This is a genomic window from Vagococcus elongatus, assembly GCF_003987645.1.
Taxonomy (GTDB): domain Bacteria; phylum Bacillota; class Bacilli; order Lactobacillales; family Vagococcaceae; genus Vagococcus_A; species Vagococcus_A elongatus.
In genome coordinates this window covers 256,974-283,497 of record NZ_NGKA01000001.1, presented here as the reverse complement: position 1 = coordinate 283,497, position 26,524 = coordinate 256,974, and the positions used below count along the sequence as shown (strand labels likewise).

Here is a 26,524-nt window from a genome sequence, read left to right as displayed (position 1 = left end):
TTTCAGCATAATATCTGAATGACTATCATAATTATTAAGGAGTTACTAAAATGCGTAAACCTATCATTGCAGGAAACTGGAAAATGAATAAAACAGTTGGCGAAGCGTTAGCTTTTGCAGAAGCTGTAAAAACAAAGATACCTAGTAAAGATGCTGTGGACTCTGTCATTGGTTCCCCTGCATTATTTTTACATGGATTAAAAGAAGTAGTCAAAGGAACAGATGTGCAGCTATCAGCGCAAAACTGCTACTTTGAAAATGCCGGAGCTTTCACAGGTGAAAACTCACCAGCAGCGATCGCTGACTTAGGTGTAGAATATGTTATCATCGGACATTCCGAGCGTCGTGAATACTTCCACGAAACAGATGAAGATATCAACAAAAAAGCAAAGGCAATCATTGCTAACGGCATGACACCTATTTTCTGTTGTGGCGAATCTCTTGAAACCTACGAAGCTGGTAAAACGGCTGAATGGATTGAGGGACAAATCACAGCAGGTTTGGTTGATTTAACTGCTGAACAAGTAAGCGAAATGGTTATTGCTTATGAACCTATTTGGGCAATCGGGACTGGCAAATCTGCCGATGCTGCTATTGCTGATGAAATTTGCGGAGTGGTACGGGCAACAGTTGAAAAGCTGTATGGCAAATCAGTTGCTGACAAAGTTCGTATCCAATATGGCGGATCTGTGAAGCCAGAAAATATTGCTGAATATATGGCAAAAGAAAACGTTGATGGTGCTCTTGTTGGCGGTGCAAGCCTTGATGCTGAATCCTTCCTTGCTTTGTTGGAGGCTGTTAAATAATGAGTAAGTCACCAGTTGCGATTATTATTCTGGACGGTTTTGGTTTGCGTAATGAAACCGTTGGAAATGCTGTAGCACAAGCAAATAAACCAAATTACGATAAGTATTGGGAGGAATATCCTCATAGTACATTGAAAGCATCTGGTTTAGATGTTGGCCTACCTGAAGGTCAGATGGGAAATTCTGAAGTTGGTCATACAAACATTGGTGCCGGCCGTATCGTTTATCAAAGTTTGACTAGAATCGATAAAGCTATCTCTGATGGAGAATTTCAAACTAATGAAGGTATTTTATCTGCTATCGATCATGCGGTTGCTAAAGGCACAGCTCTACATTTGTTTGGACTGCTATCTGACGGTGGTGTACACAGTCACCAAAATCATTTATACGCCTTATTGGCACTAGCAAAAGATAAAGGAGTCAAGCAGACTTACGTTCATGCTTTTCTAGATGGACGAGACGTCCCTCCAACTTCTGGAGCCGACTTTATGAAACAATTAGTTGCAAAAATGGATGAGCTGAACTACGGTGAAGTAGCGACAGTTTCTGGTCGTTTTTATGCGATGGATCGGGACAGACGCTGGGAGCGTGTAGAAAAAGCTTATAATGCTCTAGTTAATGGGAAAGGTGTGAAGGCATCTGATCCGGTACAAGCGATTGAAGATTCATATGCTCAAGGGGTCAACGATGAGTTTGTGGTACCTGTTGTTATTGAGAAAGACGGCAAACCAGTTGCGACGGTTAAAGAAGACGATGCAGTCATTTTCTTCAATTTCCGTCCAGACCGTGCGATTCAACTATCCAATGCCTTTACTGATGAAGAGTGGGAACATTTTGACCGCACGAATCATCCACACGTTAAATTTGTGACGATGACATTGTATAATCCAAGTATCGTTGCACAGGTTGCTTATCCTCCAATCGAGTTGAAAAATGTTTTGGGAGAAGTATTGTCAAATGCTGACTTAAAGCAGTTGCGAATAGCTGAAACTGAAAAGTATCCCCATGTCACATTTTTCATGAACGGCGGACGCAATGAAGAGTTTCCTGGTGAAAGTCGTATTTTGATTGACTCGCCAAAAGTTGAGACGTATGATTTAAAACCAGAAATGAGTGCCTATGAAGTTACAGATGCTTTGGTGGCAGATATTGAAGCTGGTAAAAATGATGCTATCATCTTGAATTTTGCTAATCCAGACATGGTTGGACACTCCGGTATGCTGGAACCAACGATTAAAGCGATTGAAGCGGTAGATGAAAATCTTGGTCGTGTCGTAGATGCCATATTAGCCAAAGACGGGTATGCCGTTATTTTTGCAGATCACGGCAATTCAGAAACTATGTCTACACCTGAAGGCAATCCTCATACTGCCCATACGACTGTTCCTGTTCCGGTCATTGTGACTAAAAAGAATGTGGAGCTGCGTAACGATGGACGTCTAGCTGATATAGCTCCAACGATGCTTGACTTATTAGAAATCGAAAAACCTGCTGAAATGACAGGAGAATCTTTAATTAAAAAGTAATCTCTGTTTTTTAGTGGTATTCGTTGCAACTGGCAGTGAAACGAATTAGAATGTAATTATAGGGCTTTTAATCGGTAGCAATGACGAAAATTTTGATATTATTTTCTGAGATCGAGGCTCTATGCTGAATAAAAGAAATAACTATGGTAGAAATACCTAGCTATAAACACAACCTCAAAGGAGAGAATTTAATCATGTCAATTATTACAGATGTTTATGCTCGCGAAGTTCTTGACTCTCGTGGAAATCCAACAATTGAAGTAGAAGTTTACACAGAAAGCGGTGCTTTTGGTCGCGGAATGGTTCCTTCTGGCGCTTCAACTGGTGAATACGAAGCAGTTGAATTACGCGATGGAGACAAAGGTCGTTACCTAGGTAAAGGCGTGCAAAAAGCTGTTGATAATGTCAACAATATTATCGCAGAAGCTATCATTGGTTTTGACGTAAGAGATCAAATGGGCATTGACAAAGCGATGATTGAATTAGATGGTACACCAAATAAAGGAAAATTAGGTGCCAATGCAATTTTAGGTGTTTCTATTGCAGCAGCTCGTGCAGCAGCAGACTTCTTAGAAATTCCTTTATACCACTATTTGGGCGGGTTCAATACAAAAGTATTGCCAACACCAATGATGAACATCATCAATGGCGGATCTCACTCAGATGCACCAATCGCATTCCAAGAGTTCATGATCTTACCAGTAGGAGCACCAACATTTAAAGAAGCATTGCGTTGGGGAGCAGAAGTGTTCCATGCTTTGGCAAAAATCTTAAAAGGTCGCGGATTAGAAACTTCTGTAGGGGACGAAGGTGGCTTTGCTCCTCGTTTTGAAGGAACAGAAGATGGTGTTGAAACAATCCTTGAAGCTATCAAAGCAGCTGGACTAGAGCCAGGCAAAGATGTATTCTTAGGATTTGACTGTGCAGCTTCTGAGTTTTATGAAGACGGTGTTTACGACTATGCTAAATTTGAAGGCGAAGGCGCAGCAAAACGTTCTTCTTCTGAACAAGTAGATTACTTGGAAGAATTAGTCAACAAATACCCAATCATTACTATTGAAGATGGTATGGACGAAGATGACTGGGATGGCTGGAAAGAATTGACTGAGCGTCTTGGTACTAAAGTACAGTTAGTTGGGGACGACTTGCTTGTAACTAACACTGAAAAACTTTCTAAAGCGATTGATATGGGTGTAAGTAACTCTATCCTAATCAAAGTGAACCAAATCGGTACATTAACAGAAACATTTGAAGCAATCGAAATGGCTAAAGAAGCTGGCTATACAGCTGTTGTTTCTCACCGTTCTGGTGAAACAGAAGATTCAACTATTGCTGACATCGCAGTTGCTACAAATGCTGGCCAAATCAAGACAGGTTCTCTGTCAAGAACTGACCGCGTAGCTAAATACAACCAATTGTTGAGAATTGAAGACCAATTGGGTGAAGTAGCAGTTTACAAAGGCTTGCAAGCTTTCTATAACCTGAAGAAATAGGCTTTTGACAGTTAAAAACTGAGGATGTTTGTTTGAAGTTCAGTTAACTTAAATGTCTTTGCGTTTTATTAATGCCTTTCTGATATCATTTTTGATATCAGAAAGGCATTTTTGTAGTTCAATTATCTAAGATAGTTATTTTATAAAAATAGAAGAGCATTAAAAAAATACTGGAAATTAGACTGCGTCTTACCCAAAACTAGTTGACTGTTATCGATGGAAAACAAAAGAAAAAATAATAGTTGACAGATTTTTAAATATGATAAACATTTTCAGGTATCTTGAATAATAAATGACAGTATATATTCATATGTTTATAAATAACACTAGACTAATCTAGCTAGATAGTGTAATTTAATTAAAGAGGGTTATATTTTTAGTTGGAAAGAGGAGAGTATGATATGGCGGTTTATTTGGTGGGACCTGATGATAAAACAATATTTAGACGAAGGTCAACATGGGATTTAATGCCGGCTTTGGAAGCAGCCAACGATGGGGATATCATCGAGATTCAAGAAGGATTCTGTTTTACACCAGATTCGGGTGATGATGTCATTACAATAGAAAAAAACTTAACTATCCAAGGTAAGACACTTAATACAGAAAATGGTCTAGTTTTACCAACTATTGAAGCAGGTATATTTGTAAAAAATGAGGTCGAAGTTACCTTGAAAAATCTTTGTCTAAGGAGAACTCTTGATAAAAGAAATTGTTTGAACGTACAAAATCAAGCAACAGTTAATGGGAAAAACCTTGTGATAGAAAATACCGCAACAGATGGGGAAAATTATCCAATTGTTTATGTGGCTAAACAGTCAAATTTATCCTTCGATAATGTGAGAGTTGAAGAAAGTGCGATTAAAGATGGAGATCATAAAGTTTACATAGAAAATTCCAATTTTAAGGTAAATAATTCAGAAATAAATGCTCGAGTTTATGTGCACCACTCCCAAATCAACTGCAACAATACAATGGTAACCTATTTTGATAGTAATGCTTTATTCCTAAGAGAAAATTCATTTGCAAATATTAAATCATCAGAATTTATCGGAGGGAAAGTTACTAAAAAAACCAGCTATTCTTGTGTGATGTGCAGAAATTCTGAAATAACTCTAGACAATACTGTTATTTATCAGCCTAATTATAGTTCAGCATTGCATGGTATTGATTCAACCGTCAAAGTTTCTGAAGGAAAAATTGACTCAGCCAATTTTCTAGGGTGTGAAGTGACATCAGATAAAGGCGTGTTTGCTGAAAGTTTGTTTTTACAAAAAGAAACACAGTTTAAATCAAATACTTTCTCCATACTGGGGAAAAAAAATGGGAAAATTAATCTGTTTGCCGATGATAAATCCTCTGTTATTTCAGAGACAATCAATTTTGGCTTGTTAACGTCGCCGAATATCAAATTAGATCGGAACGTTGAATTTCAAGTGAAAAGGTTACATCAACTTGAATACGATCAAGGGCAAGAGAGTTTTGTTTTGGGAGAGGATGGCAATCCGATCATTGTATCCAGTGATTTAGAAATTGAATACTTTGGTGAAAAGTCTTCTTTTGAAAAATTGAATGATATGGTTGGGTTAAATAATGTGAAATCAGATGTCAAAGAGTTTATCGCTCTAGCTCAAATGAATAAAGCTCGTGAGAAGAAAGGGTTAGGAACCTCTGTATTAACATTGCATTCGTTATTTTTGGGTAACCCTGGGACTGGTAAAACAACAGTTGCTCGGATTATCGGCAATCTTTTGTATGAAAAAGGAATCATTTCTAAAAATTACTTTGCTGAAGTCTCACGATCAGATTTAGTTGGTCAATATATTGGACATACTGCAATAAAAACCCGTGAAGTTCTTGAGTCTGCTTTAGGCGGTGTCTTATTTATTGACGAAGCTTACACGCTGGCCAATGGCGGAGAAAAAGATTTTGGACTGGAAGCTATTAACGAAATACTTAAATTTATGGAGGATAATAGAGCAGACATTGTCATAATTTTTGCGGGATATACGGATAATATGAACAAGTTTCTTGAGATGAATGAAGGGTTGAAGAGCCGTATTCCGAATGTCTTTGATTTCCAGGATTACACGCCAGATGAACTCGTTATTATCGGATTAGCAGAACTTCATGAAAAAGAATATCAAGTAAATGAAGAGGACTATTCTGCCTTGGTTCAACATAATTTTGAATTGAGTAATGACTTTAGTAATGGTCGATGGGTCCGTAATCTTAACGAGCGTATTATTAGAAAGTTAGCTTTGAGACTTTTTGAAAATGAAAATGCCGATATGTCGGTCATAACTCAGGAAGATTTGTTAGCAGTGAAGTTATAAAAAAAGGAGAATGAAAATGTCAGAAGGAAAAAATTACGTGCAACCGCCTCATGAGGGAGGCTTTAATCCGATTAGTAAATTGAAAGAGATATATGCAAATTTACATCCAGATTACTGGAAAAGAAAACTGCCCCATTTATTGTTAGTCATCCCAGTTGTTTGGTTTATAGATAGTCTGATATTATTTGCGATGTTCCCTTATCAGGGTGGGGCCATGGGGCTGTTACTGATGCTATTATCATTGGGACTTCCTATTGTGAGTGCAATTTTCTATCCCTATTCTTTATATTGGTACAATGATAGTTTCATTGGCAGAATGTTAAATAATATGTTTCATTTAGGTGGTTTTTGGACAGTTGTACTTAGAATCATAATGACTGCGATTGGTGGGATTTTGATTGCTGGTATTTTTTCACCACTTATGGGCGTTTTGACATGGAAAAAATATAAAAAGAAAAATCTGATTATTGGAGAAGAAAAAGATTTTTTATAATTGTTGGTGTTTACTTGTTAAATTAAGCTGAATGATTCCTCTTTTTTGGAATATTGTTGATTGATAAGAGATAGGTTTACAGCTAAAATCAGTAATTTTAGAAAGATGTTAGAATTGTTGAAAAGTGAAGAAAAACAACTTTCAGTTCGAGTCATTATGTCTTCGAATAGAAAGTTGTTTTAGGTTGTAAAAAAATTATCGTTGGACTTCGCGCAATTTGATAATGATGGATAATAAAAGTATAACGTGCATCAAAACATTGGCATCAATAGAAGATGAGAAAATAATGCTTGCATTGTTTAGTTTTCTGAAGATAACCTGATTAGTTCGTCATTATAATAAACTTAATCTTCTTTTCCTTCCATCTTCTCCTGTAAACTTTTTATTTTTCTATCGATTAGATTTGTTTGTCCCGGTTTGATATCGGCTTTGAAAATAACTTCGGTTCGGATACCTTTTTCTGCAAGTTTAAATGTGGCTTCTTTTATCACTGCCATCACCTCATCCCAGTCTCCTTCAATTTCAGTAAACATCGAAGTCGTGCGATGGGGAAGACCTGAGTCCTCAATGACTTTGACTACTTCTGCTACATATTCTGACAGATGTTCTCCTTGTCCAAAGGGTGCAATAGCTACAGCAACGAGTGTATTCATAACAGTACCTCCTGATTGTATAAAAAAAAGCGACTTGTGTGCCTTTTCTTTTTGATTCCAATATAACATTGTCTGAAAAGAGTATCAATCCTGACAGTTGATTTATTATTAATAATAAAATCACTCTAATTAATGAGTTAATTTGTTTTTTTGTTTGTGAAATAATGGTATACTGAGATGAGAAATACAATGTAAAGGAGTGCAAAGGGATGCTGTCAGTCGAAAAAATGTGGGAAACGTACGTAAAATCAAGTGATACTGAGCAACTATCCTTACCGGAACTTATTTCTGAATCTTGGCAGTACTGTCTAAAAGAAAATGTAAACCCTTACCTTAATCGTGGTACCGAAGCTGTTTCACAAACTTCTTTGATAACACTTAAGAAAGACATGTCAATGTTGATTGATATTATAAAGTATGAATTAAGTCGGTTAAACGAATTTTTGCGTGTAAAAAAACCATTGTTCATTTTAACTGATAAAAATGGCGTAGTGATTTGGCGTGATGGGAACGATTCTACCCGCCACCAGGCTAATGACATTAATTTTACGGAAGGGAATGTCTGGACAGAAAAAGCAGTGGGAACGAATGCAATCGGCATTGCTTTGAGAACGATTGAAAGTGTGACAGTAGAAAAATTTGAACATTTCGCAAAAGCTTCTCATCCTTTTACTTGCAGTTCCACCCCAATTTTGGATCCCGAAGGTGAAGTTGTTGCCTGTTTAAATGTCTCCACGATGGAAGAAGTGTCTGATGCAAACTATACAATGTTAGCGATGCAAATGATTGCAAAAAATGTTCAGCAAACGCTGATGCTTAATTATTTTGAAAATAGAAAACAGGAATTACTTGATGCCATGAAAACCCCCTTTGTAAATGGTATCCTTTGCGATACTAAAATGAGAGTCGCTGGATTATCTAAAGATTTTGACAAAGAAGAAAGGCAATGGCTCGGGCAATCTGTAGATAGTCTGTTGGCGGAATGTCAGGGAGACTACAGGCAACGTTTGCTTATGAGAAATGAACAATTAATCGGGTACTATTTCCAATTTTCCCGTCAAAATAAACCAAATGACTATGTAACCTTTGGTATAGAATCTAAAAATCGTCAGTATCGAATTTTTTTAAACCAGTTAATCCGAGCTGCTGAGTCCGATTTACCAATTCATATTTACGGTGAAACAGGTAGCGGAAAGGAAGTCGCAGCAAAAACTGTTCACTTTAATAGTCGTCGGCGGAAAGGACAGTTGGTTTCTGTCAACTGTGGCTCATTGAGTGAGAGTTTATTAGAAAGTGAGCTTTTTGGTTATGTTGCTGGAGCCTTTACCGGAGCCCAGTCCAAGGGATACAAAGGAAAGATAGAGCAGGCGGATGGGGGGACTTTATTTTTAGATGAAGTGGACAGCATGTCTCCTCGGATGCAAGTAGCGCTGTTGAGAGCTTTGGAAGAGAAGAAAGTGACACCTTTAGGGAGTGAAAAAGAAATCCACTCAGATTTTAGGGTAGTCACAGCTAGCAATAGGGATTTGAAGCGGTTAGTTCAAGAAGGAAAATTCAGAGAAGATTTATTTTATCGTTTATATGTCGTTCCCTTGACTTTGCCCCCTCTTCGTAAGCGGCAAGAAGACCTTTATGAACTTGCAGAACATTTTTGTCTCGCTAAAAATTGGGAACCGGATTGGATGGATGAAGTAATTAATATAGCTAGAACCTACGAATGGGCCGGAAATATTCGGGAGTTTCAAAATTTTCTTGAAAGATTGTATGTTTTCTATCCTTTCAGTGCTCCACCCGAAAAAAAGGTGCATGAAATGATTCAAATTGGTACGGTGAAAAAGGAAATACCCGCAGAAGCATCTTCTGAGCCTTTGAACGAAAGGGACCGTATCACTCAGATGTTTAAAGAGACAAATTATCATTTGAGTCAAACAGCTGAACGCTTAGGTATGGCTAGGAGTACGCTATATAGAAAATTAGATAAATACCATATCGATGTAAATAAAAAAAGTGCTAGTTCCTAAGTAACAATTTAAAAATACACAGATGTAGGACATTTGGAGATTATTAATCTTCAAGTGTCCTATTTTTTTGTTTTGTTGCGACAAAATGAGACAAAATTGTCCCATGTCTTATTTTTAAAACAAAGAAAGCTGATAATGAAAGGGGTTTATTTTGGCACGTTAGTTGCTTATATATGATTGAAGAAAGATCAGGGAAGGTGATGATATGGGAAAATATGATTTGATTGTAATTGGTGCGGGTCCTGGCGGCTATGTTGCAGCAGTGGAAGCAGCAGAACTGGGGAAAAAGGTAGCAGTAATTGAACGTCAAAAAATAGGCGGCACTTGCTTGAATGTAGGATGCATTCCTTCAAAAGCCTACCTCAAACACGCAAGTTGGATGGAAGAATTAAAAGAAGCAAATCGGTTTGGTTTGGTGAACACATTAGATTTTGTAGATTACGGAAAACTTGTAGACCGCAAAAATCAAGTGGTTACACAATTGCAGCAAGGGATTCATTATTTGTTTAAACACCATAAGATAGATTATTTTGAAGGGGAAGCAAGTTTAAAAAGTCGTTACGAAGTACAAGTGAATGATAAGATTTTGACCACTGATTATATGTTGTTGGCAACTGGAAGCAGACCGTTCGTTCCACCAATCAAAGGACTTGAAACAACGGATTATTTGACGACAGAGACATTTTTCGATTTGCAGACTTTACCAAAAGAGTTAGTAATCATTGGCGGTGGGGTGATTGGTATTGAGTTAGCTTTTGCTATGGCACCTCTCGGCAGTCAAGTGACAGTCATTGAGGCGGCACCTAATATTTTGATGACCGAAGACAATCAGGCAAGAGATATTATCAAGAAACAGTTGAAAAAGATGGGCGTCATGATTTATGAAGGAGTAGAAATCAAAGAAGTCCAAGCTCATCAAGTAATCCTTGCACAAGAAAAAGTGAGCTTTGACAAACTTCTCGTGGTGACAGGTCGTCAGGCCAATCTAGAACTTGCAGGTCAATTAGGTTTAAGGCTAACGAATCAAAAAAAGTTTATTGACGTCAACGAGTATTATCAAACAAACAGTCCTAACGTGTACGCAGTTGGGGATATTATTGAAGGCTATATGCTGGCACATGCAGCAAGTAAGGAGGGAGTTAAAGCTGTTCGACATATGTTTGGCGACAAAGAATTGCCTCTAAGTAATGACGCTGTTCCTCGATGTGTCTATACTCATCCAGAAATCGCTAGTTTTGGGATGACTGCAGAGGAAGCGGAAATGTCTGGTCAAGAGGTGCTAATCGCTAGTGTCCCTTATAGTGCTAATGGTCGTGCCATTGCAGGGAACGAGACACTGGGATTCATTAAAATCATTGCGGATAAGAAATATCGGGAAATACTTGGAGCAGTCATCGTTGGTGCTAATGCGACTGAAATGATTCATACACTTTTAGCCATTAAGCAGGCGGAAGGGACAGTTTTTGAGTTGGAACAAATGACATTTGCTCACCCTACACTCTCAGAAATGATGGGTGAATTAGCGAATCAAATGATTGATTGAGGAGGAAAAAAAATGGAAACAATGACGAAGAAAAAAGCGGCATGGGTGTACAAGACGATGAATGACATTCGCAAGTTTGAAGACGAGGTTCATCGAATTTTCACTACTGGTGACATTCCGGGTTTTGTTCATTTATATGCAGGAGAAGAAGCTATTGCAACAGGTGTGTGTGCCCATTTGACAGATGAAGATTATATTACCAGTACTCACAGAGGACACGGACATTGTATTGCCAAAGGTTGTGACATAAATGGCATGATGGCTGAAATTTTTGGTCGTGAAACAGGTCTATGTAAAGGCAAGGGCGGTTCCATGCACATTGCAGATATCGATAAAGGTATGTTAGGTGCTAACGGCATGGTAGGCGGCGGTTTTGCTATCGCAGCAGGTGCTGGATTAAGAAACAAATACTTGAAGACAGATGATGTAGTCGTTTGTTTCTTCGGTGATGGTGCATCAAACGAAGGCAGTTTCCACGAAGGTATCAACTTAGCAGCCATTTGGAATTTACCTGTCGTTTTTGTTTGTGAAAACAATATGTTTGCTGAAGCTACCCCAATTTCGTATTCTTCTGGCTCAAAAACCATCGCTGATCGCAGTGTTGCTTATGGTATTCCAGGAGTACGGATAGACGGCAAAGATTTGATGGCTGTGTATGAAGAAGCAGGAAAAGCAATAGATAGAGCACGAAAAGGTGAAGGCCCGACTCTAATCGAATGCATGACTTACCGCAATTATGGACACTTTGAAGGAGACGAGCAAAAATATAAAGCAAAAGATGGCGAAGAAAAAAATTGGGCTGACTTAGATAATATTGTTTTATTTAGGGAAGAAGCTATCAAAAATAAATGGTTGACTGCGGAGCAAGCAGACGAAATCGAAGCAGAATCTGCTCGGGCTATTGAGGAAGCAGTGGTCTTTGCTAGAAATAGTCCATTGCCAAAACCAGAATCTTTAATGGAAGACGTTATGGTCTAGAAAAATAAAAAGATTAGGAGTGACTATGATGAGTAGAAAAATAACGTTTATGCAAGCGATTAATGAAGGATTAGATTTGTCAATGGCTAAAGACGACAAAGTTATTTTATTAGGCGAAGACATTGCAGGTGGTACGACTGTTGAACATTTAGAAGGAGAAAGCGCATGGGGCGGAGTGTTCGGTGTCACCAAAGGTTTAGTCGAAAAATATGGCTATGACAGAGTGATTGACACACCGATTTCTGAAATGGGCTATATGGGAGCTGCTGTAGGTGCAGCAGCAACAGGGCTTCGTCCAGTGCCAGAGTTGATGTTTAATGATTTTATCGGCTTTTGTTTTGATACTTTACTGGGTCAAGGTTCTAAAATGCGCTATATGTTTGGGGGCAAAGCGAAAATCCCGATGACTGTACGAACCAATCACGGTGCTGGTGCTTCAGCAGCCGCCCAACACTCAGGTTCTTATTATGGTATCTTCGGCTCAATCCCGGGAATAAAAGTAGTAGTTCCTTCGAATCCTTACGATGCTAAAGGATTGTTGATTTCTGCAATCGAAGATGATAACATTGTGGTTTTTTCCGAAGATAAAACTATTTATGGCATAAAGGATGAGGTACCAGAAGAATATTACAAGGTAGAAATAGGAAAAGCTAAAGTCAAACGTGAAGGGACAGACTTGACAATCGTGACTGTTGGCAAAATGCTCTATGTGGCATTAGATGTGGCAGAAGAGTTAGAAAAAAATGACATATCTGTAGAGGTAATCGATTTGATTACCGTAGCCCCTTGGGATCAGGAAACTATTTTAGAATCTGTCAAAAAAACCGGGCGTTTGATTGTGATTGATGAGGCGAACCCACACAATAATGCGGCGACAGATATCGCTTCTGTAATGGGAGATAGAGCTTTTGATTATTTAGACGGACCAATTAAATGTGTTTGTGCACCGAATACACCAGTGCCATTTGCCAGCAATTTAGAAGCGTTATATTTACCTAGCAAAGAACGAGTGTTAGAAGAAGCAAGTGAACTAATCGAAGATTTAAAATAGAAGGCGGTGAAATAATATGGCTGAAACATTGATTATGCCAACATTAGGATTAACAATGACAGAAGGAACAGTGGATCACTGGTATAAAAAAGTTGGAGACCCTGTTGAAAAAGGCGAAATGATTGTTTCCATTAGTTCGGAAAAATTAACACACGATGTGGAATCGCCGATAGATGGTGTACTGCTGGATATTGTAGCGCCAGAGGGTGAAGTGGTGCCGTGTAAAGAAGCAATTGGTTATGTAGGGGAGCCGGGGGAAAAAATCGAATCTGGTGCGAACGAAAAAGTGGTTGAGAAAGAGGCAGACACTCCTGTAGAGGTTGAAGATAAAACAGAGAAAAGTAGTCTGCCAAAAACTGAGATTGCCAAAAGAGATGCTGGTGAAAGAATTTTTGCTACCCCATTAGCCAGAAGAATTGCCTCTGAAAAAGGTTATGAGTTGTCAGAAATCATTGGAACGGGAGGAAATGGACGTATCACCCGTCGTGATGTGGAAAGACATGTACCGATTCCTAAGCATACGGCAGTCGGCAGTGAAGTCGTACAGACAGGTGAGGGACTGGAAGGCATGCGGAAGGTCATCGCTCAAAGGATGCACCAAAGTTTGAGACAAACCGCTCAATTAACCATACATGGCAAAGCAAATGTCTCTGAATTGCTGGCCTTCAGAAAAGAAATGAAAGTAAAAGTCGGCGAGACGTTAGACCGTCGCACGTTAAGTATCAATACATTATTGATTAAAGCTGTGACTTTAGCACTGAAAGATTATCCTGAAATGAATAGATGGTATGATGGGCAGAGTTTGGTTGAGCATCAAGAAGTTCACATGGGAGTGGCGGTGTCTGTGGCAGACGGTCTCATTGTTCCAGTGTTACGAGATACCCATCTGAAAGGTTTAGCGCAAATTGGCGAAACATTTTCTGACATCACCTCTCAGGCCTTGGATGGCTCATTATCAGGAGAGCTATATAGCGGATCGACCTTCACGATTACTAATCTAGGTAATACTCGTGTGGAGTATTTTACGCCAATCTTGAATACTCCAGAAGTTGGTATATTGGGAGTTGGGGCACTTCAAAGTAAATTAATATTTAATGAAGATAAAGAAGTAGTGGAAATAAAGGAATTACCTTTGAGTTTGACTTTCGATCATCAAGTGGTAGATGGTGCTCCAGCGGCCGAATTTTTAGACAAAATAATCGACTATCTGGAACAACCATATTTATTAGTTTTCTAGTTTATATTCAAACTCCTCTGGTCATCATCAGAGGAGTTTTTTATTTCTTCAAAAGTTATTTTCATTTTCAAAAGAGAAACAAATATAGAAGTTTTGAAATGACTTCTCCGCCTGTTTTTGCTAAAATCATCTTATGGCGAAAGGATTGGTGTGTCATGACAAAAGACATGAAGAAAATAAGACGAGAGGTTCTTGTTGGTCGATAGAGGGTATCGCTGTCTATAAACAAAACATTATCGACTAATAATTTTATTAGGAGATAGTAATGGAAATATTTTTTCGAAAAATGAACACTGTTGAGGAAGTCAACGATTTTTGGCAGAAAAAAAGACACTATGAACGAGAAGATATTTTCCCGAATTTAGAGGAAAAAGACGATGAACTGCAAGAAATAATAGCTTGGTTTCAATCGGAAGAATACTATGAAATCATCATGGACTTGCACCAACATGCACAAGCTGGTGGCCAAACATTGTCATTTGTCTTTATGTTTGATGAGCAAAACAATTATTTAGGGTTTACCATGTACAAAATTTATACAGAGGAAGATGGCAAAGCCTTTATTTTAGATTTTTGTATTGAAAAAGATTACCGTAATAAGGGAATAGGCAGTATAGTAGTTCGAGAGCTTGAAAAGTTTTTAAAGCGCGAGGGAGCCAGTTATATTGCATTAAATACTTCGAATAAAAAGAATTTAAATTTTTGGGAAAAGAACGGGTTTTCAAAATTTGCAACAGATGAATTTGGCAAAATGGTCTATACAAAGAAAATTTTGATAGATGGTAACTGAAATTTAACTTATTTATCATTTTTCACGATAAAACTTTAGATTTGAAGTCAGAAAGGAATGGAAGATGAAAAAGCCTAGAATTTTTACAATGACATTCGAGAGTGTCTATCCTCTTTATATTCAGAAAGCAGAGAAAAAAGGACGGACGAAAGCCGAAGTAGATGAAATCATCTTTTGGCTGACAGGTTATGACCAAGCAGGTTTACAGCATCAGTTGGATGAAAAAGTTGATATTGAAACATTTTTTAATCAGTCCCCCAAATTCAATACCAATGCTTCGTTGATCAAAGGTGTCATCTGCGGTTATCGGGTGGAGGCTATAGAGGATGAGCTTATGCAAAAAATACGTTATCTAGATAAATTGATTGATGAATTAGCAAAAGGAAAAGCGATGGAAAAAATTTTGAGAAAATAATCAACCAACTTAGTGGGAAGATTGGCAATGGTGGCTGAGGACCTAAAAAAGATTGACAGCCATCTTCAGTCCTTTTCTCATCGATAGGAGCAGAACCATTTGACAAATGAGAGGTTACAATCAGTTTTAAGTGCTGTGCCTGAACCAATGTTACCGGACTATTTAAGGAAGTTTGGTACAAAGTACTACGATTATATGAAGATAGTTGAAAGGGTTAAATATGTTTATTATCAGAAAAGCAGTTGAAGCAGATGTATCATCAATTGAAAAAGTCATTGCTTCTGCAGTTAGTTTCCTTAAATCACAAAAATTACCACAGTGGCAAGATGGAAACCATCCGTCAATCCCCACAGTATTTTGTGACATAAAAGCTGGCGAAGGCTATGTCTTAACAGATGGGGCAACGGGTAAAGTTTTAGCCTACGGAGTCTTAGCCGAAGGTCCTGAAAGTACCTATGAAACGCTGCTTTCAGGGTCATGGTTGGAGGAAACCAATGATTATAGGGTCATTCACCGTATAGCTGTAGACGGTAATTATCGAAAACAAGGATTGGCAAAACGTTTGTTGATTGGGTTGATACGAGAGGGTAACAAGGTTGGAAATTTTGATACCCGAATAGATACTCATCCTAATAATAAGATTATGCAGCGTTTGGTGACAGAGTTAGGCTTTAGTTATTGTGGAGAAATAAACTTGCCGATAAAAAATGGCGAGCGGATAGTTTATCAAATGATTAATACTTATTTTTAAAGTATCGGAGCGGAGAAATCTGCTCTTTTTTGATTTCCAACTATGATATTGGTATACTTGAAGAAAAGGCTTTATTTAGTGTCAAAAAATTTGCAATAGCAAAAAAGAAGTCTATGGATGAATGGGGGAGCAGGATGCTGACATTAAAAGGACGGTATGCGGAAGCAAAAGTTTTCACAGATACTGTGGACGAATTAACTCTACAACAAATTCAGTCCATGATTGACCACGATATCACTGAAAATACCCAAGTTAGAATCATGCCGGACTGCCATCTGGGGAAAGGTTCCACCGTTGGGACAACGATAAAATTTGATGGAGAGATTGATAAAGTAGTCCCTAATATCGTGGGTGTTGATATCGGTTGTGGTATTTTGATGCACAAACTGGACTATGGGACGGAGATTGATTTCAAATTATTAGACCGGAAAATAAATAAATTGATTCCTTCCGGTTTTGAAAAACATGATTTCACATCTAATAGTTTTGATGATGAGTTAGGAAAACTTTTATTGCCTCTTAGTAAAGATACAATAAGGATGGCACGTCAGTCCATCGGCACACTGGGTGGCGGGAATCATTATATTGAAGTCGCCGAGGATGAACAGGGAAGCAGATGGCTCTCTGTTCACTCAGGCTCAAGAAATTTAGGGCATCAAATTGCCACTTACTATCAGAAACTTGCGGTTGAAGAAATGAGTCAGAAGCTTGGAGCAACCCATCAGAGAGAGCTGGTACCGCTAAAAGGTAAAAATCTGACTGATTATTTGAATGATATGCAGATTGCCCAAAAATTTGCTGCACTCAACCGTAAGACCATGTTGGAAAGGATTACTAGAGAGATGAATTGGAAGATAGTCGATTGTTTTGACTCCATTCATAATTTTATTGATCTCGAACATAAGATTATCAGAAAAGGGGCAACCTCAGCTCAAAAAGCCGAGCGTTTAGTCATTCCTTTAAATATGCGGGACGGTTCTTTGATTTGTGAAGGACTGGGAAATGAAGATTGGAATTATTCAGCTCCTCATGGGGCAGGGCGTGAATTATCTCGTTCACAAGCTAAGAAGAGACTAGATTTTAAGCTTTATCAGGAACAAATGAAGAATGTTTACACAAGTTCTGTTGTCCGGGGGACTTTAGATGAAGCACCAGACGCTTACAAGCCAGTAGAACAAATTATTGGGAATATTTCTGATACTGTTGTGATTACTCATCGGCTAAAACCGTTGTATAACTTTAAAGCACACTAAAAAAAGATTCTCCGACTCGGAGAATCTTTTTTTGTGTTTTACTTTGCGTGAATATTTTGTTTTTCCGTGACTGCCTGTGCCGCGATGTAGTTTTGCTTGAACGTCTCCCGGATTTTGGTCAATCTGTCTTGTTTTTGGCTTGACAGTTATTTTTCTTTTAGTCACATCAGGTCCTCCTTTAATCTATCTTTTGTTTAGACAGGTGCTGATATTGAGTCTGTCTACCATCATTGTGCCAATAAACATTTATTTTGTAAAGGCTGCAGTCTTTAAATTTTTCAACTATTTGAGGATTAATTCACATTGAAAGTTCATGATTCGTTATTTTTTGTAAATTATAAGGAAAATTACATAAAGATTAATTTACAATTAGAAAAAAATCATGTATACTAATCAAAATATAATCATTGTCGAGAGGTGAGAAGATGTCCTCGTTTAAGGAGAATAGTCGCAGGCAATTATTGCATGACGACCAAGAATATTATTATTATGATTTAGAAAGTGCCGCCCGCCAATCTCAAGCAGATTTGCAAAGATTACCCTATACGATTCGTATTTTGCTGGAATCATTGATTCGGCAGGAAGATGGTTTGGATATTACTGAAAAACATATTGAGCAGCTGATGCATTGGGAGCCTCATAATGTTTCAGGAGAAATCCCTTTTAAACCAGCCCGTGTTATTTTACAGGATTTTACAGGTGTCCCTGCTGTTGTAGATTTGGCATCGATGCGAGAAGCTATCGTAAAATTGGGAGGAAAAGCTGATCAAATCAATCCGGAAGTCCCTGTTGATTTGGTGATTGATCACTCCGTGCAAGTGGATGCATTTGGCAACGAGAAAGCACTGCAAAAAAACAGCCGCTTTGAATTTTTACGCAACAAAGAGCGCTATGAATTTTTGAAATGGGCACAGCAAGCTTTTAGCAACTATCGTGTGGTGCCGCCAGCGACTGGAATTGTCCATCAAGTAAATCTAGAGTATTTGGCGGATGTCGTAAAAACTGGGAAAGAGAATGACTCAGACGTGCTTTATCCTGACACTGTTTTTGGCACAGATTCCCATACCCCGATGGTGAATGGCTTAGGTGTATTAGGATGGGGCGTAGGAGGCATCGAAGCCGAAGCGTGTATGTTGGGAGAACCATCGTATTTCCCTACACCTGAAGTCATCGGTGTTAAATTCACCGGAACATTGGCCCCTGCGGCAACGGCAACAGACTTGGCGCTGAAAGTAACACAAGTTTTACGTGAAAAAAATGTGGTAGGAAAATTTGTGGAATATTTTGGTGAAGGAATCCAGTCACTGACTTTAGCAGACCGAGCAACAATTGCCAATATGTCTCCAGAAAATGGCGCAACTTGCGGATTTTTCCCTGTGGACGAAGAAACTTTAAATTATCTGCGTTTGACAGGCAGAAAAGAGGAGCATATCAAACGGGTCGCTGCTTATTTAAAAACGAATCATTTGTTTTATGAAGAAGGAGCTGCCATTGAATACAGTGATGTGGTAGAAATAGATTTGTCCACGATACAATCTAATTTAGCAGGTCCTAAGCGCCCTCAAGATTTAATTCCTTTGACGGAAATGAAAGAGTCTTTTGAAAAAGCAGTCACAGCTCCAGAGGGAAATCAAGGCTTTGGTTTACCTGAAACGGAACTGAACAAAAAAGCTTTGTTAGAATTAAAGGGAGAAAATTACGAGCTGACAACGGGGAGCGTGGTGATCGCAGCGATTACCAGCTGTACGAACACTTCCAATCCCTATGTAATGCTGGCAGCCGGTTTAGTAGCTAAGAAAGCTGTAGACAAAGGTTTAAAAGTGGCACCGTTTGTAAAAACATCTCTGTCGCCAGGTTCTCAAGTGGTGACAGGTTATCTTGAAGATTCGGGATTATTGCCCTATTTGGAAGCGCTAGGATTTTATTTGGTTGGCTACGGTTGTACCACGTGTATTGGAAATTCCGGACCATTGGATGAAGAAGTGGAAGAGACAATCAAAGCACAGGATCTGCTAGTGACTTCTGTTTTAAGCGGCAATCGAAATTTCGAAGGGCGGATTCACCCACTGACTAAAGCAAATTATCTAGCGTCGCCTCCATTGGTTGTGGCTTATGCTTTAGCCGGAAATGTCAATAAAAATTTGGCTGAAGATCCATTAGGTTTTGACACAGAGGGACAGCCGGTTTACTTGAAAGATATTTGGCCCACGCCTGAGGAAATTAATGAACTGATAGTCGAATACGTGACACCAGAAATCTTCCAAAAATATTATGCTGATGTTTTCGCTGCGAATCAGGATTGGAATGACATCAAAACCAGTGAAGGGGCAACTTATCAATGGGATGATGCTTCGACCTATATTGCTAATCCGCCGTTTTTTGAAGATCTTTCACTTACTTTGGACAAAAAAGCTGATCTACATAATCTTCGGGTGTTGGCAAAATTTGGTGATTCAGTCACAACAGATCATATTTCGCCAGCAGGAGCGATAAGCTCAGATTCTCCAGCAGGAAAATATTTGTTGTCCCATGACGTCTCGGCTCGAAACTTCAACTCTTTTGGTTCACGTCGGGGACATCATGAAGTCATGATGCGCGGAACGTTTGGCAACATCAGAATTCGTAATCAGATTGCTGACGGGATTGAAGGGGGTTATACGACCTATTGGCCGACAGGAGAGATCATGTCGATTTATGATGCAGCTATGAAAAATCAGAAAGACGAGGTCGGCTCTGTAATCTTAGCGGGAGCGGATTACGGCATGGGTTCTTCACGGGATTGGGCAGCTAAAGGCTCAAAACTGTTGGGAGTCAAGGCAGTCATTGCTAAAAGTTTTGAAAGAATCCACCGTTCTAATTTGGTGATGATGGGGATTTTACCTTTACAATTTATTGAAGGAGAAGACGCACACTCACTTGGATTGACAGGTTCTGAAACCTTTACAATCTCATTACCTAAAGAACCGGGAATTCATGAAAAAGTCAAAGTAGAAGCTACAGATGCCAGCGGAAATGTGAAAGAGTTTATGACGATTGCCCGCTTTGATGCGCAAGCAGATATTCGCTATTACCAGCATCAAGGGATTCTGCCGATGGTTATCAGAAAAAAGTTGGGAAAAGAATAAGAATAGAAAAAAGAAAGGCGGATGCTCAGGATGGCGGTCGAATTTGGATTAAGAGGGACCTTTGCCTGTGAAACACGAATCAGCTCAATTATTGATGAACAGTTAGCCTATGCTGGCTATACGATTGAGGAATTGGTGGATCATCAGATAAGTTTCGAAGAGACGATTTATTTGTTGTGGTATCTAAAATTGCCAAGTGTGAGTGAACTGAAAGTATTAACAGATGATTTGAAAGCCCATATGGAGATTTCAGATGTGATCGAAGCAGCGTTGCGGATTCAATGTCGCGAAAACCTGCATCCCATGAGTGTTCTGCGCAGTACCATTTCACTGCTGGGAGTATTCGACCGTGATGCAGAAAAGACTGATCCGGAAGCCACTTATCTTCAAGCTATCAACATTCAAGCAAAAATGCCAACAATCATTGCGGCTTTTTCCCGCTTGCGTCGGGGGCTTGATCCAATTCCACCCCGTCAGGACCTGTCTTTTGCCGGAAATTTTATTTATATGCTGGAAGGAAAAGAGCCGACAAAGGTTCAAGAGGAGTCCCTCAATGAGGGGTTGGTGCTTCATGCTGATCATGAGCTGAATGCCTCCACCTTTGCTGCACGCTCTTGTGCCTCAACGTTATCAGATATGTATTCCTGTATCACCACAGGCATCGCTACCTTAAAAGGTTCCTTGCATGGAGGAGCAAATGAGCGGGTGTTTGAAATGTTGCGAGCCATTGATGCTTGCGGCGACACCGAAACGTATTTGCAGGAAAAATTGGATTCGAAAGAAAAAGTCATGGGCTTTGGCCATCGTGTCTATCAAACGGTGGACCCTCGACAAAAATATTTGAAGAAAAAGGCTCGGGAATTGACTGTAGGCACTGAGGATGAAAAATGGTATCATCTCTCAATCGAAGTAGAGCATTTTATGCGTGAAAAAAAGGGAATCATCCCTAATGTAGATTTTTATTCGGCCACAGTCTACCATAGTTTAGGTATCGAAAGTGATTTGTTTACGTTGATTTTTGCTATGAGCCGGACAGCAGGATGGGTTGCCCATGTGTTCGAACAGAAAAGCGAAAATACTTTGATTCGTCCACGTTCTAAATATGTCGGACCAATGAATTTGAAATTTGTTCCACTGGAATTACGGGAAAATGTTTCAGCGATACAGGAGGGGTAAAGGTTGTCAGAAGGAAAAAAAATTACAAAAGAAACGCATGGGTTAAGGGTGAATGATTATCCTATCATTCCATTTATTGAAGGAGACGGCACTGGACCAGAAATATGGCAGGCGGCTCAAAGTGTTTTTGACGCTGCAGTGTCCAAGGTATCTGGCGGTTGTCGACAGGTTATCTGGAAAGAGCTGTTAGCAGGTGAAAAAGCATTTAAACAAACAGGGGAGTGGCTTCCTGAGCAGACATTGACCGCCATCAAAGAGTACTTGGTGGCAATCAAAGGTCCCTTAATGACTCCTATCGGCGGAGGTTTTCGTTCGTTGAATGTGACGATGCGTCAAGTGTTGGATTTGTATGTTTGCTTACGACCGGTACGCTATTTTCAAGGAGTACCTTCACCGTTAAAACATCCTGAGCGGACAGATATGGTAATTTTCAGGGAAAATACAGAAGATATTTATGCCGGGATCGAGTTTGCTAATGGCACACCAGAAGTTCAGAAGTTATTGGATTTTTTAAAAGACGAACTAGATGTAACCAAAATCCGTTTCCCTGAAAGCAGCAGTTTAGCAATAAAACCTGTGTCACAGGAAGGGACTCATCGTTTAGTTAAAGCTGCTATTGATTATGCTTTGCTGGAAAAGAAACCAAGTGTGACGCTGGTACACAAGGGCAATATTATGAAATATACTGAAGGCGGTTTTAAAAACTGGGGTTACGATATTGCGGAAAAAGACTATGGCAATCAGGTCTTCACATGGCGACAGTATGAAGCGATCAAGTCTGACAAGGGAGTAGATGCAGCGGAAGCGGCTTTGAAAGAGGCTGAACAAACAGGCCGTCTGATTATCAACGATGTGATTGCGGACAACTTTTTGCAGCAAATCCTTTTGCGGCCAGAGAACTTTTCTGTTGTGGCAACGTTGAATCTAAATGGAGATTATATTTCTGATGCGTTGGCAGCACAGGTGGGAGGCATCGGCATCGCACCGGGAGCGAATATTAACTATGACACAGGGCATGCCATTTTTGAAGCAACTCATGGAACAGCTCCGGATATCGCAGGCTTGAACAAAGCCAATCCTTCGTCAGTTATTTTGTCAGGAGCGATGATGTTTGATTATCTGGGGTGGCAGGATGTGTCGCAGCTGATTGTCGAGGCATTGGAGCAGACGATTCAAGATAAAACGGTCACCAGTGATTTTGCAACGCAAATGGCAGAGGCAAAAGAGGTCAGTACGACAGAATTTGCTAAGTGTGTCATTGCTAATATGTCTTAAAATTTTTCGTTTTATCTAAAAAATGTATCATCAATAAGTCTTGCAGAACTTAGAATTGAATAAAAAAATCTAACCAGTGAAGAATTTTTCTTCGCTGTTTTTTTGTTGGCTTAAATTAGAAACTATTGTCAATTAGTTGAGAGATATGTCAGCAAATAAATATTTACATGAAATTTACAAACTTTATGATTCTATTTTACATAGACAATTTATAGTGAGTAATGAACCAATCTAAAATATTTTATCAAACGGAGGAAAAAAATGGGTCGAATGAAAATAAAATGGTTTTTAAGTCTGGTATCTCTAGTGCTGTTGGTGTCGGCATGTGCTGACTCAAATGCAACTGATGACAAAGGGAATGGCTGGCCTGAAAAACTGGTAATTGTTACTATGCCTGATGAAAACAATCCTGAAGCAGGCGGGAAAAACAAAAAATTTGAACAAGATATGAGTGATTATCTTGGAATTGAAGTAGAACAGATGGAAGGAGCAGACTACGCCGTAGGAATCGAGGCAATGAAAAGCCAACAGTTGGATATTTTATTGGTCAGTCCTATGAGTCTCCATCAAGCGACTAAGAGGGTGGAAAAGGGTGTTGAACCAGTAGCTACTACTAAATCGGGAGATGCGGAAGAATATAAAACGGTGTTTGTAGCCAAGTCGGATAATGATGAAATCAATGACCTTAAAGATTTAGAAGGGAAAAATTTTGCTTTTGTTGACCCGGCATCATCTTCGGGCTATTTATATCCAAAATACACCTTAGTCAAAGAGTTGGGGCTTGAGCCTAATCAGATGGAAGAATCAAATTATTTCTTTAAAACTGTCGCTTATTCCGGGAAACATGACACAAGTTTGATGGGTGTGGCAAAAGGAGATTATGATGCAGCAGCTGTGGCTAAACAAATCATCTCAATGATGACGGACTCTGGATTAGTCAAGGAGGACGATTTTAAAATAATCGGGGAAACCTCTGTGATACCTAATGCTTTGTACATCATGCGTTCAGATTTGCCGGATGACTTAAAAGAAAAGATTAAGGAATTTTATTTGCAGTACGAAGATGAAGAGTATTTTGAAACTTTCTACAAAGATAAAACCACCCGTTTCACAGAAGTGGATTTGGCTGATTATTCTGAAACCAATGATATGTTGAAAACCTTGAATGTGGAGGAGGACTGAAATGAAAGGACCTTTACTTAAAATAACGAACCTTAGCAAACGTTATGATGGGAACAAGATCGCATTGAAAAATATCACTCTTGAAATTCAACCTAAAGAATTCGTGGTGATTATCGGCCCTTCTGGTGCAGGGAAATCAACATTGATTCGCTGTTTAAATCAGCTGGTAAAACCATCAGAAGGAGAAATTATTTTTGATGGAGAAGATATTTCAAAAGCAAAAGGAAAGAAGTTAAGACAGCTGCGGGGAAAAATAGGCATGATTTTCCAACACTATAATTTGATTTCCCGTACCAATGTTTTAAAAAACGTGTTGAATGGCAAACTTGGAAGTGTGCCATTTTGGGTCAGCACCTTTGGCTTATACAGTCAGGAGGATCGTCTGCAAGCCTATAATCTGCTGAAAACTGTCGGTTTACAGGATAGTCTCTATCAACAGGCAAAGGATTTATCCGGCGGGCAAATGCAGCGTGTCGGCATCTGTCGTGCGCTTATGCAGGAACCGTCACTTATTTTGGCAGATGAACCTATTGCTTCACTAGATCCGAAATCTTCTGAAGTGGTAATGGATTATTTAAAAAAGGTAACAGAAGAACGAGACTTGACTTGTATCGTCAATCTCCATCAGGTGGAAGTGGCAAAAAAATATGCCACGAGAATTATTGGTGTTCGTGAAGGCGAGATCGTATTTGATGGGACGAGCGAAGAATTAAGTGAGGATATCATCAAAAATATTTACCATCTACCAGAAAAGAAACAGGAAGTCATATTGCCAGTGCCTGGCTTTGTTGCAGAAGGAGAAGCTGTTTATGAATAGTAGCGGCCACAATCCATCAGTTCCTTTACAGCAGATGTCAGTGATTAAGCGAAGACTCACCTATATGATGGTTTTAGTTTTTATCACTTTTCCCTTTATTTATTTAAAAGTCAATCCTTTGGAGATTTTGACTGCCTATCCGTCTATCGTCAGCTTCTTTGGAGAAAACTTTTTCCCGCCGGATTTTTCCGGTTTTAAAAATTATGTCCCTTTGATTATTGAGACGCTTTTGTTTGCAGTCGTGGGAACTTATATTTCCGCAATTCTGGCATTCATCTTGGGGTTGGCCATGTCGGAAAACATTAATCCGATTGCCCTTGTCCGCTGGCTTGTCCGTACGTTTTCATCGTTAGTACGAAATATTCCGGTACTGGTCTGGGCGTCCCTCCTTGTGTATATTTTTGGCATAGGGAGTATGGTGGGGCTTTTAGCCTTGATATTAGCGACTCTAGGGTTTTTGACTCGGTCATATGCTGAGACTATTGACGACATCGCAGACACGAAGCTGGAGGCCTTAAAAGCGAACGGTGCCTCTCCTATACAGGTCATCGTGAATGGTTTGATGCCTGAATTTATTCCCTCTTGGGTCAACTGGACACTTTTTTCTTTTGAAATTAACATAAGAGCTTCCGCAATTTTGGGAATGGTGGGAGCCGGGGGGATAGGTATTATGATACAAACCAATATCCGCTTGTTTAAATATCAGGAGGCTCTGGCGCTTATTATTACTTTAGTCATCCTCATTCTTTTGACGGAATTTGCAGTCACAAAAATCAGAAAAGCGATTTTGTAAGAGGAGAGGGATATGGAAAGAAAAATTCAATTAACTGACAGCAAATCTTTGCTGAGAAAAATTTTGATGGGCGCAGGTTCCTTAGTGCTTTTTAGCGCCAGTGTGCTTCTTTTGAATCTGGACTTAGCTACTTTTGTGAGTAGAGCGAAGGAGGCGGGCAGTGTTCTGCAGCATTTTCTTCAGTTGGATCTGACAGATTTGGCTGAAATAATGTCAGAATTATTTCTATCTGTCACTATCGCTTTTGCAGCCTTGATTGGCGGGACGTTATTTTCCCTTATTTTTGCGGTTTTTGGGGCAGAAAATATCACCCCTCATCGTTACCTCTCTTATTTTATCAAAGGCTTCATTTCAATTATTCGGGCGATTCCATCTTTAGTCTGGATATTGATGATCGTTGCCAGTATGGGATTTGGCACTATATCCGGCTTGATCGGTTTAATTTTTCCTACCGTGGGTTACTTAGGAAAATCTTTTATCAGCAGTATCGAAGAAGTTCCGGAAGATGTGATTGAAGCGATGAAAGCAACTGGTGCTTCCAAAATACAGATTATCACGGAAGGGGTCTTTCCTTGTGTGAGCAATATGTTTTTGAGTTGGATTGCGATCAGGGTGGAAAGTAATGTGGCCGAGTCCATCTCACTAGGGATTGTCGGGGCTGGCGGCATCGGAACACTGTTGACTCGCGCCATCGGCAGTTATGATTATCCTAAAATATCAACGATTATCCTGATGATTTTTGTCACCATGTTGGCATTGGAAATCGTTGTTAATCGGATTAAAACTGTTACTAAATAAAATATATCAAGGTTA

23 protein-coding genes are annotated in these 26,524 nt (G+C 39.3%); 21 read left to right on the top strand and 2 right to left on the bottom strand.

Going from position 1 to position 26,524, the window contains the following annotated elements:
- Positions 1 to 50: 50 nt before the first annotated feature.
- From tpiA to CBF29_RS01260, 5 genes are all read left to right on the top strand, one after another.
- A complete protein-coding gene (gene tpiA / locus CBF29_RS01280) occupies positions 51 to 806 on the top strand; it encodes a triose-phosphate isomerase (RefSeq protein WP_126806450.1) in 756 nt (251 codons plus the stop codon).
- Positions 806 to 2,332 (top strand): 2,3-bisphosphoglycerate-independent phosphoglycerate mutase, encoded by a 1,527-nt coding sequence (gene gpmI, locus CBF29_RS01275; protein ID WP_126806448.1) that lies wholly within the window; start codon positions 806 to 808, stop codon positions 2,330 to 2,332. Before tpiA ends, gpmI begins: the two co-directional genes overlap by 1 nt.
- A gap of 194 nt (positions 2,333 to 2,526) precedes the next feature.
- Positions 2,527 to 3,825, top strand: a complete 1,299-nt coding sequence (eno, locus tag CBF29_RS01270; protein WP_126806446.1) for a phosphopyruvate hydratase — start codon at positions 2,527 to 2,529, stop codon at positions 3,823 to 3,825.
- Positions 3,826 to 4,226: 401 nt separating this feature from the next.
- Entirely contained in the window at positions 4,227 to 6,158 is a 1,932-nt protein-coding gene (locus CBF29_RS01265) for an AAA family ATPase (RefSeq protein WP_126806443.1), read from the top strand.
- 16 nt (positions 6,159 to 6,174) lie between these two features.
- Entirely contained in the window at positions 6,175 to 6,651 is a 477-nt protein-coding gene (locus tag CBF29_RS01260; RefSeq protein WP_126806441.1) for a hypothetical protein, read from the top strand.
- Between the two features lie 344 nt (positions 6,652 to 6,995).
- On the opposite strand, the gene CBF29_RS01255 is transcribed toward CBF29_RS01260, so the two are convergent.
- Complete coding sequence (locus CBF29_RS01255) at positions 6,996 to 7,304, bottom strand: MTH1187 family thiamine-binding protein (protein WP_126806438.1); 309 nt, start codon at positions 7,302 to 7,304, stop codon at positions 6,996 to 6,998.
- 209 nt (positions 7,305 to 7,513) lie between these two features.
- On the opposite strand from CBF29_RS01255, the gene CBF29_RS01250 reads away from it, so the two are divergent.
- The 9 genes from CBF29_RS01250 to CBF29_RS01215 all read left to right on the top strand — a co-directional run bounded on the left by CBF29_RS01250 (position 7,514) and on the right by CBF29_RS01215 (position 17,343).
- Positions 7,514 to 9,325 (top strand): sigma-54-dependent Fis family transcriptional regulator, encoded by a 1,812-nt coding sequence (locus CBF29_RS01250; RefSeq protein ID WP_126806436.1) that lies wholly within the window; start codon positions 7,514 to 7,516, stop codon positions 9,323 to 9,325.
- Between the two features lie 205 nt (positions 9,326 to 9,530).
- The gene (gene lpdA / locus CBF29_RS13830; protein WP_211334225.1) at positions 9,531 to 10,868 is read left to right on the top strand and encodes a dihydrolipoyl dehydrogenase; all 1,338 of its coding nucleotides are present in this window, start codon (positions 9,531 to 9,533) and stop codon (positions 10,866 to 10,868) included.
- A gap of 12 nt (positions 10,869 to 10,880) precedes the next feature.
- Positions 10,881 to 11,846, top strand: a complete 966-nt coding sequence (locus CBF29_RS13825) for a thiamine pyrophosphate-dependent dehydrogenase E1 component subunit alpha (RefSeq protein WP_211334224.1) — start codon at positions 10,881 to 10,883, stop codon at positions 11,844 to 11,846.
- A 28-nt stretch (positions 11,847 to 11,874) separates the two neighbouring features.
- Positions 11,875 to 12,897: an alpha-ketoacid dehydrogenase subunit beta gene (locus CBF29_RS01240; RefSeq protein WP_126806434.1), complete on the top strand. Its 1,023-nt coding sequence runs from the start codon at positions 11,875 to 11,877 to the stop codon at positions 12,895 to 12,897.
- A gap of 16 nt (positions 12,898 to 12,913) precedes the next feature.
- Positions 12,914 to 14,134 (top strand): dihydrolipoamide acetyltransferase family protein, encoded by a 1,221-nt coding sequence (locus CBF29_RS01235; protein ID WP_126806431.1) that lies wholly within the window; start codon positions 12,914 to 12,916, stop codon positions 14,132 to 14,134.
- A gap of 265 nt (positions 14,135 to 14,399) precedes the next feature.
- The gene (locus CBF29_RS01230; protein ID WP_126806429.1) at positions 14,400 to 14,924 is read left to right on the top strand and encodes a GNAT family N-acetyltransferase; all 525 of its coding nucleotides are present in this window, start codon (positions 14,400 to 14,402) and stop codon (positions 14,922 to 14,924) included.
- A gap of 64 nt (positions 14,925 to 14,988) precedes the next feature.
- Positions 14,989 to 15,339 (top strand): DUF2200 domain-containing protein, encoded by a 351-nt coding sequence (locus CBF29_RS01225; protein WP_126806427.1) that lies wholly within the window; start codon positions 14,989 to 14,991, stop codon positions 15,337 to 15,339.
- Positions 15,340 to 15,559: 220 nt separating this feature from the next.
- Entirely contained in the window at positions 15,560 to 16,090 is a 531-nt protein-coding gene (locus CBF29_RS01220; RefSeq protein ID WP_126806424.1) for a GNAT family N-acetyltransferase, read from the top strand.
- A 134-nt stretch (positions 16,091 to 16,224) separates the two neighbouring features.
- Positions 16,225 to 17,343 carry an RtcB family protein gene (locus CBF29_RS01215; RefSeq protein ID WP_126806422.1) on the top strand — a complete coding sequence of 373 codons (1,119 nt, stop codon included), beginning with the start codon at positions 16,225 to 16,227 and terminating at the stop codon, positions 17,341 to 17,343.
- Here the strand turns inward: CBF29_RS01215 and CBF29_RS01210 are convergent.
- On the bottom strand, positions 17,311 to 17,508 hold the full coding sequence (locus CBF29_RS01210; RefSeq protein ID WP_126806420.1) for a hypothetical protein: 198 nt from the start codon (positions 17,506 to 17,508) through the stop codon (positions 17,311 to 17,313). The genes CBF29_RS01215 and CBF29_RS01210 overlap by 33 nt on opposite strands.
- 260 nt (positions 17,509 to 17,768) lie before the next feature.
- Between CBF29_RS01210 and acnA the strand changes: the two genes are divergently transcribed.
- The 7 genes from acnA to CBF29_RS01175 all read left to right on the top strand — a co-directional run bounded on the left by acnA (position 17,769) and on the right by CBF29_RS01175 (position 26,509).
- Positions 17,769 to 20,468 carry an aconitate hydratase AcnA gene (acnA, locus tag CBF29_RS01205; protein WP_126806417.1) on the top strand — a complete coding sequence of 900 codons (2,700 nt, stop codon included), beginning with the start codon at positions 17,769 to 17,771 and terminating at the stop codon, positions 20,466 to 20,468.
- A 30-nt stretch (positions 20,469 to 20,498) separates the two neighbouring features.
- Positions 20,499 to 21,644, top strand: coding sequence for a citrate synthase (locus tag CBF29_RS01200; RefSeq protein WP_126806415.1), 1,146 nt, complete (start codon positions 20,499 to 20,501; stop codon positions 21,642 to 21,644).
- Between the two features lie 3 nt (positions 21,645 to 21,647).
- Positions 21,648 to 22,919: an NADP-dependent isocitrate dehydrogenase gene (gene icd / locus CBF29_RS01195; protein WP_126806413.1), complete on the top strand. Its 1,272-nt coding sequence runs from the start codon at positions 21,648 to 21,650 to the stop codon at positions 22,917 to 22,919.
- A 261-nt stretch (positions 22,920 to 23,180) separates the two neighbouring features.
- Entirely contained in the window at positions 23,181 to 24,101 is a 921-nt protein-coding gene (locus tag CBF29_RS01190; RefSeq protein WP_126806410.1) for a phosphate/phosphite/phosphonate ABC transporter substrate-binding protein, read from the top strand.
- 1 nt (position 24,102) lies between these two features.
- Positions 24,103 to 24,918, top strand: coding sequence for a phosphonate ABC transporter ATP-binding protein (phnC, locus tag CBF29_RS01185; RefSeq protein ID WP_126806408.1), 816 nt, complete (start codon positions 24,103 to 24,105; stop codon positions 24,916 to 24,918).
- Positions 24,911 to 25,711, top strand: a complete 801-nt coding sequence (gene phnE / locus CBF29_RS01180) for a phosphonate ABC transporter, permease protein PhnE (RefSeq protein WP_245987222.1) — start codon at positions 24,911 to 24,913, stop codon at positions 25,709 to 25,711. Before phnC ends, phnE begins: the two co-directional genes overlap by 8 nt.
- A gap of 12 nt (positions 25,712 to 25,723) precedes the next feature.
- Complete coding sequence (locus CBF29_RS01175) at positions 25,724 to 26,509, top strand: PhnE/PtxC family ABC transporter permease (protein ID WP_126806406.1); 786 nt, start codon at positions 25,724 to 25,726, stop codon at positions 26,507 to 26,509.
- The last annotated feature ends 15 nt before the right edge of the window (positions 26,510 to 26,524 follow it).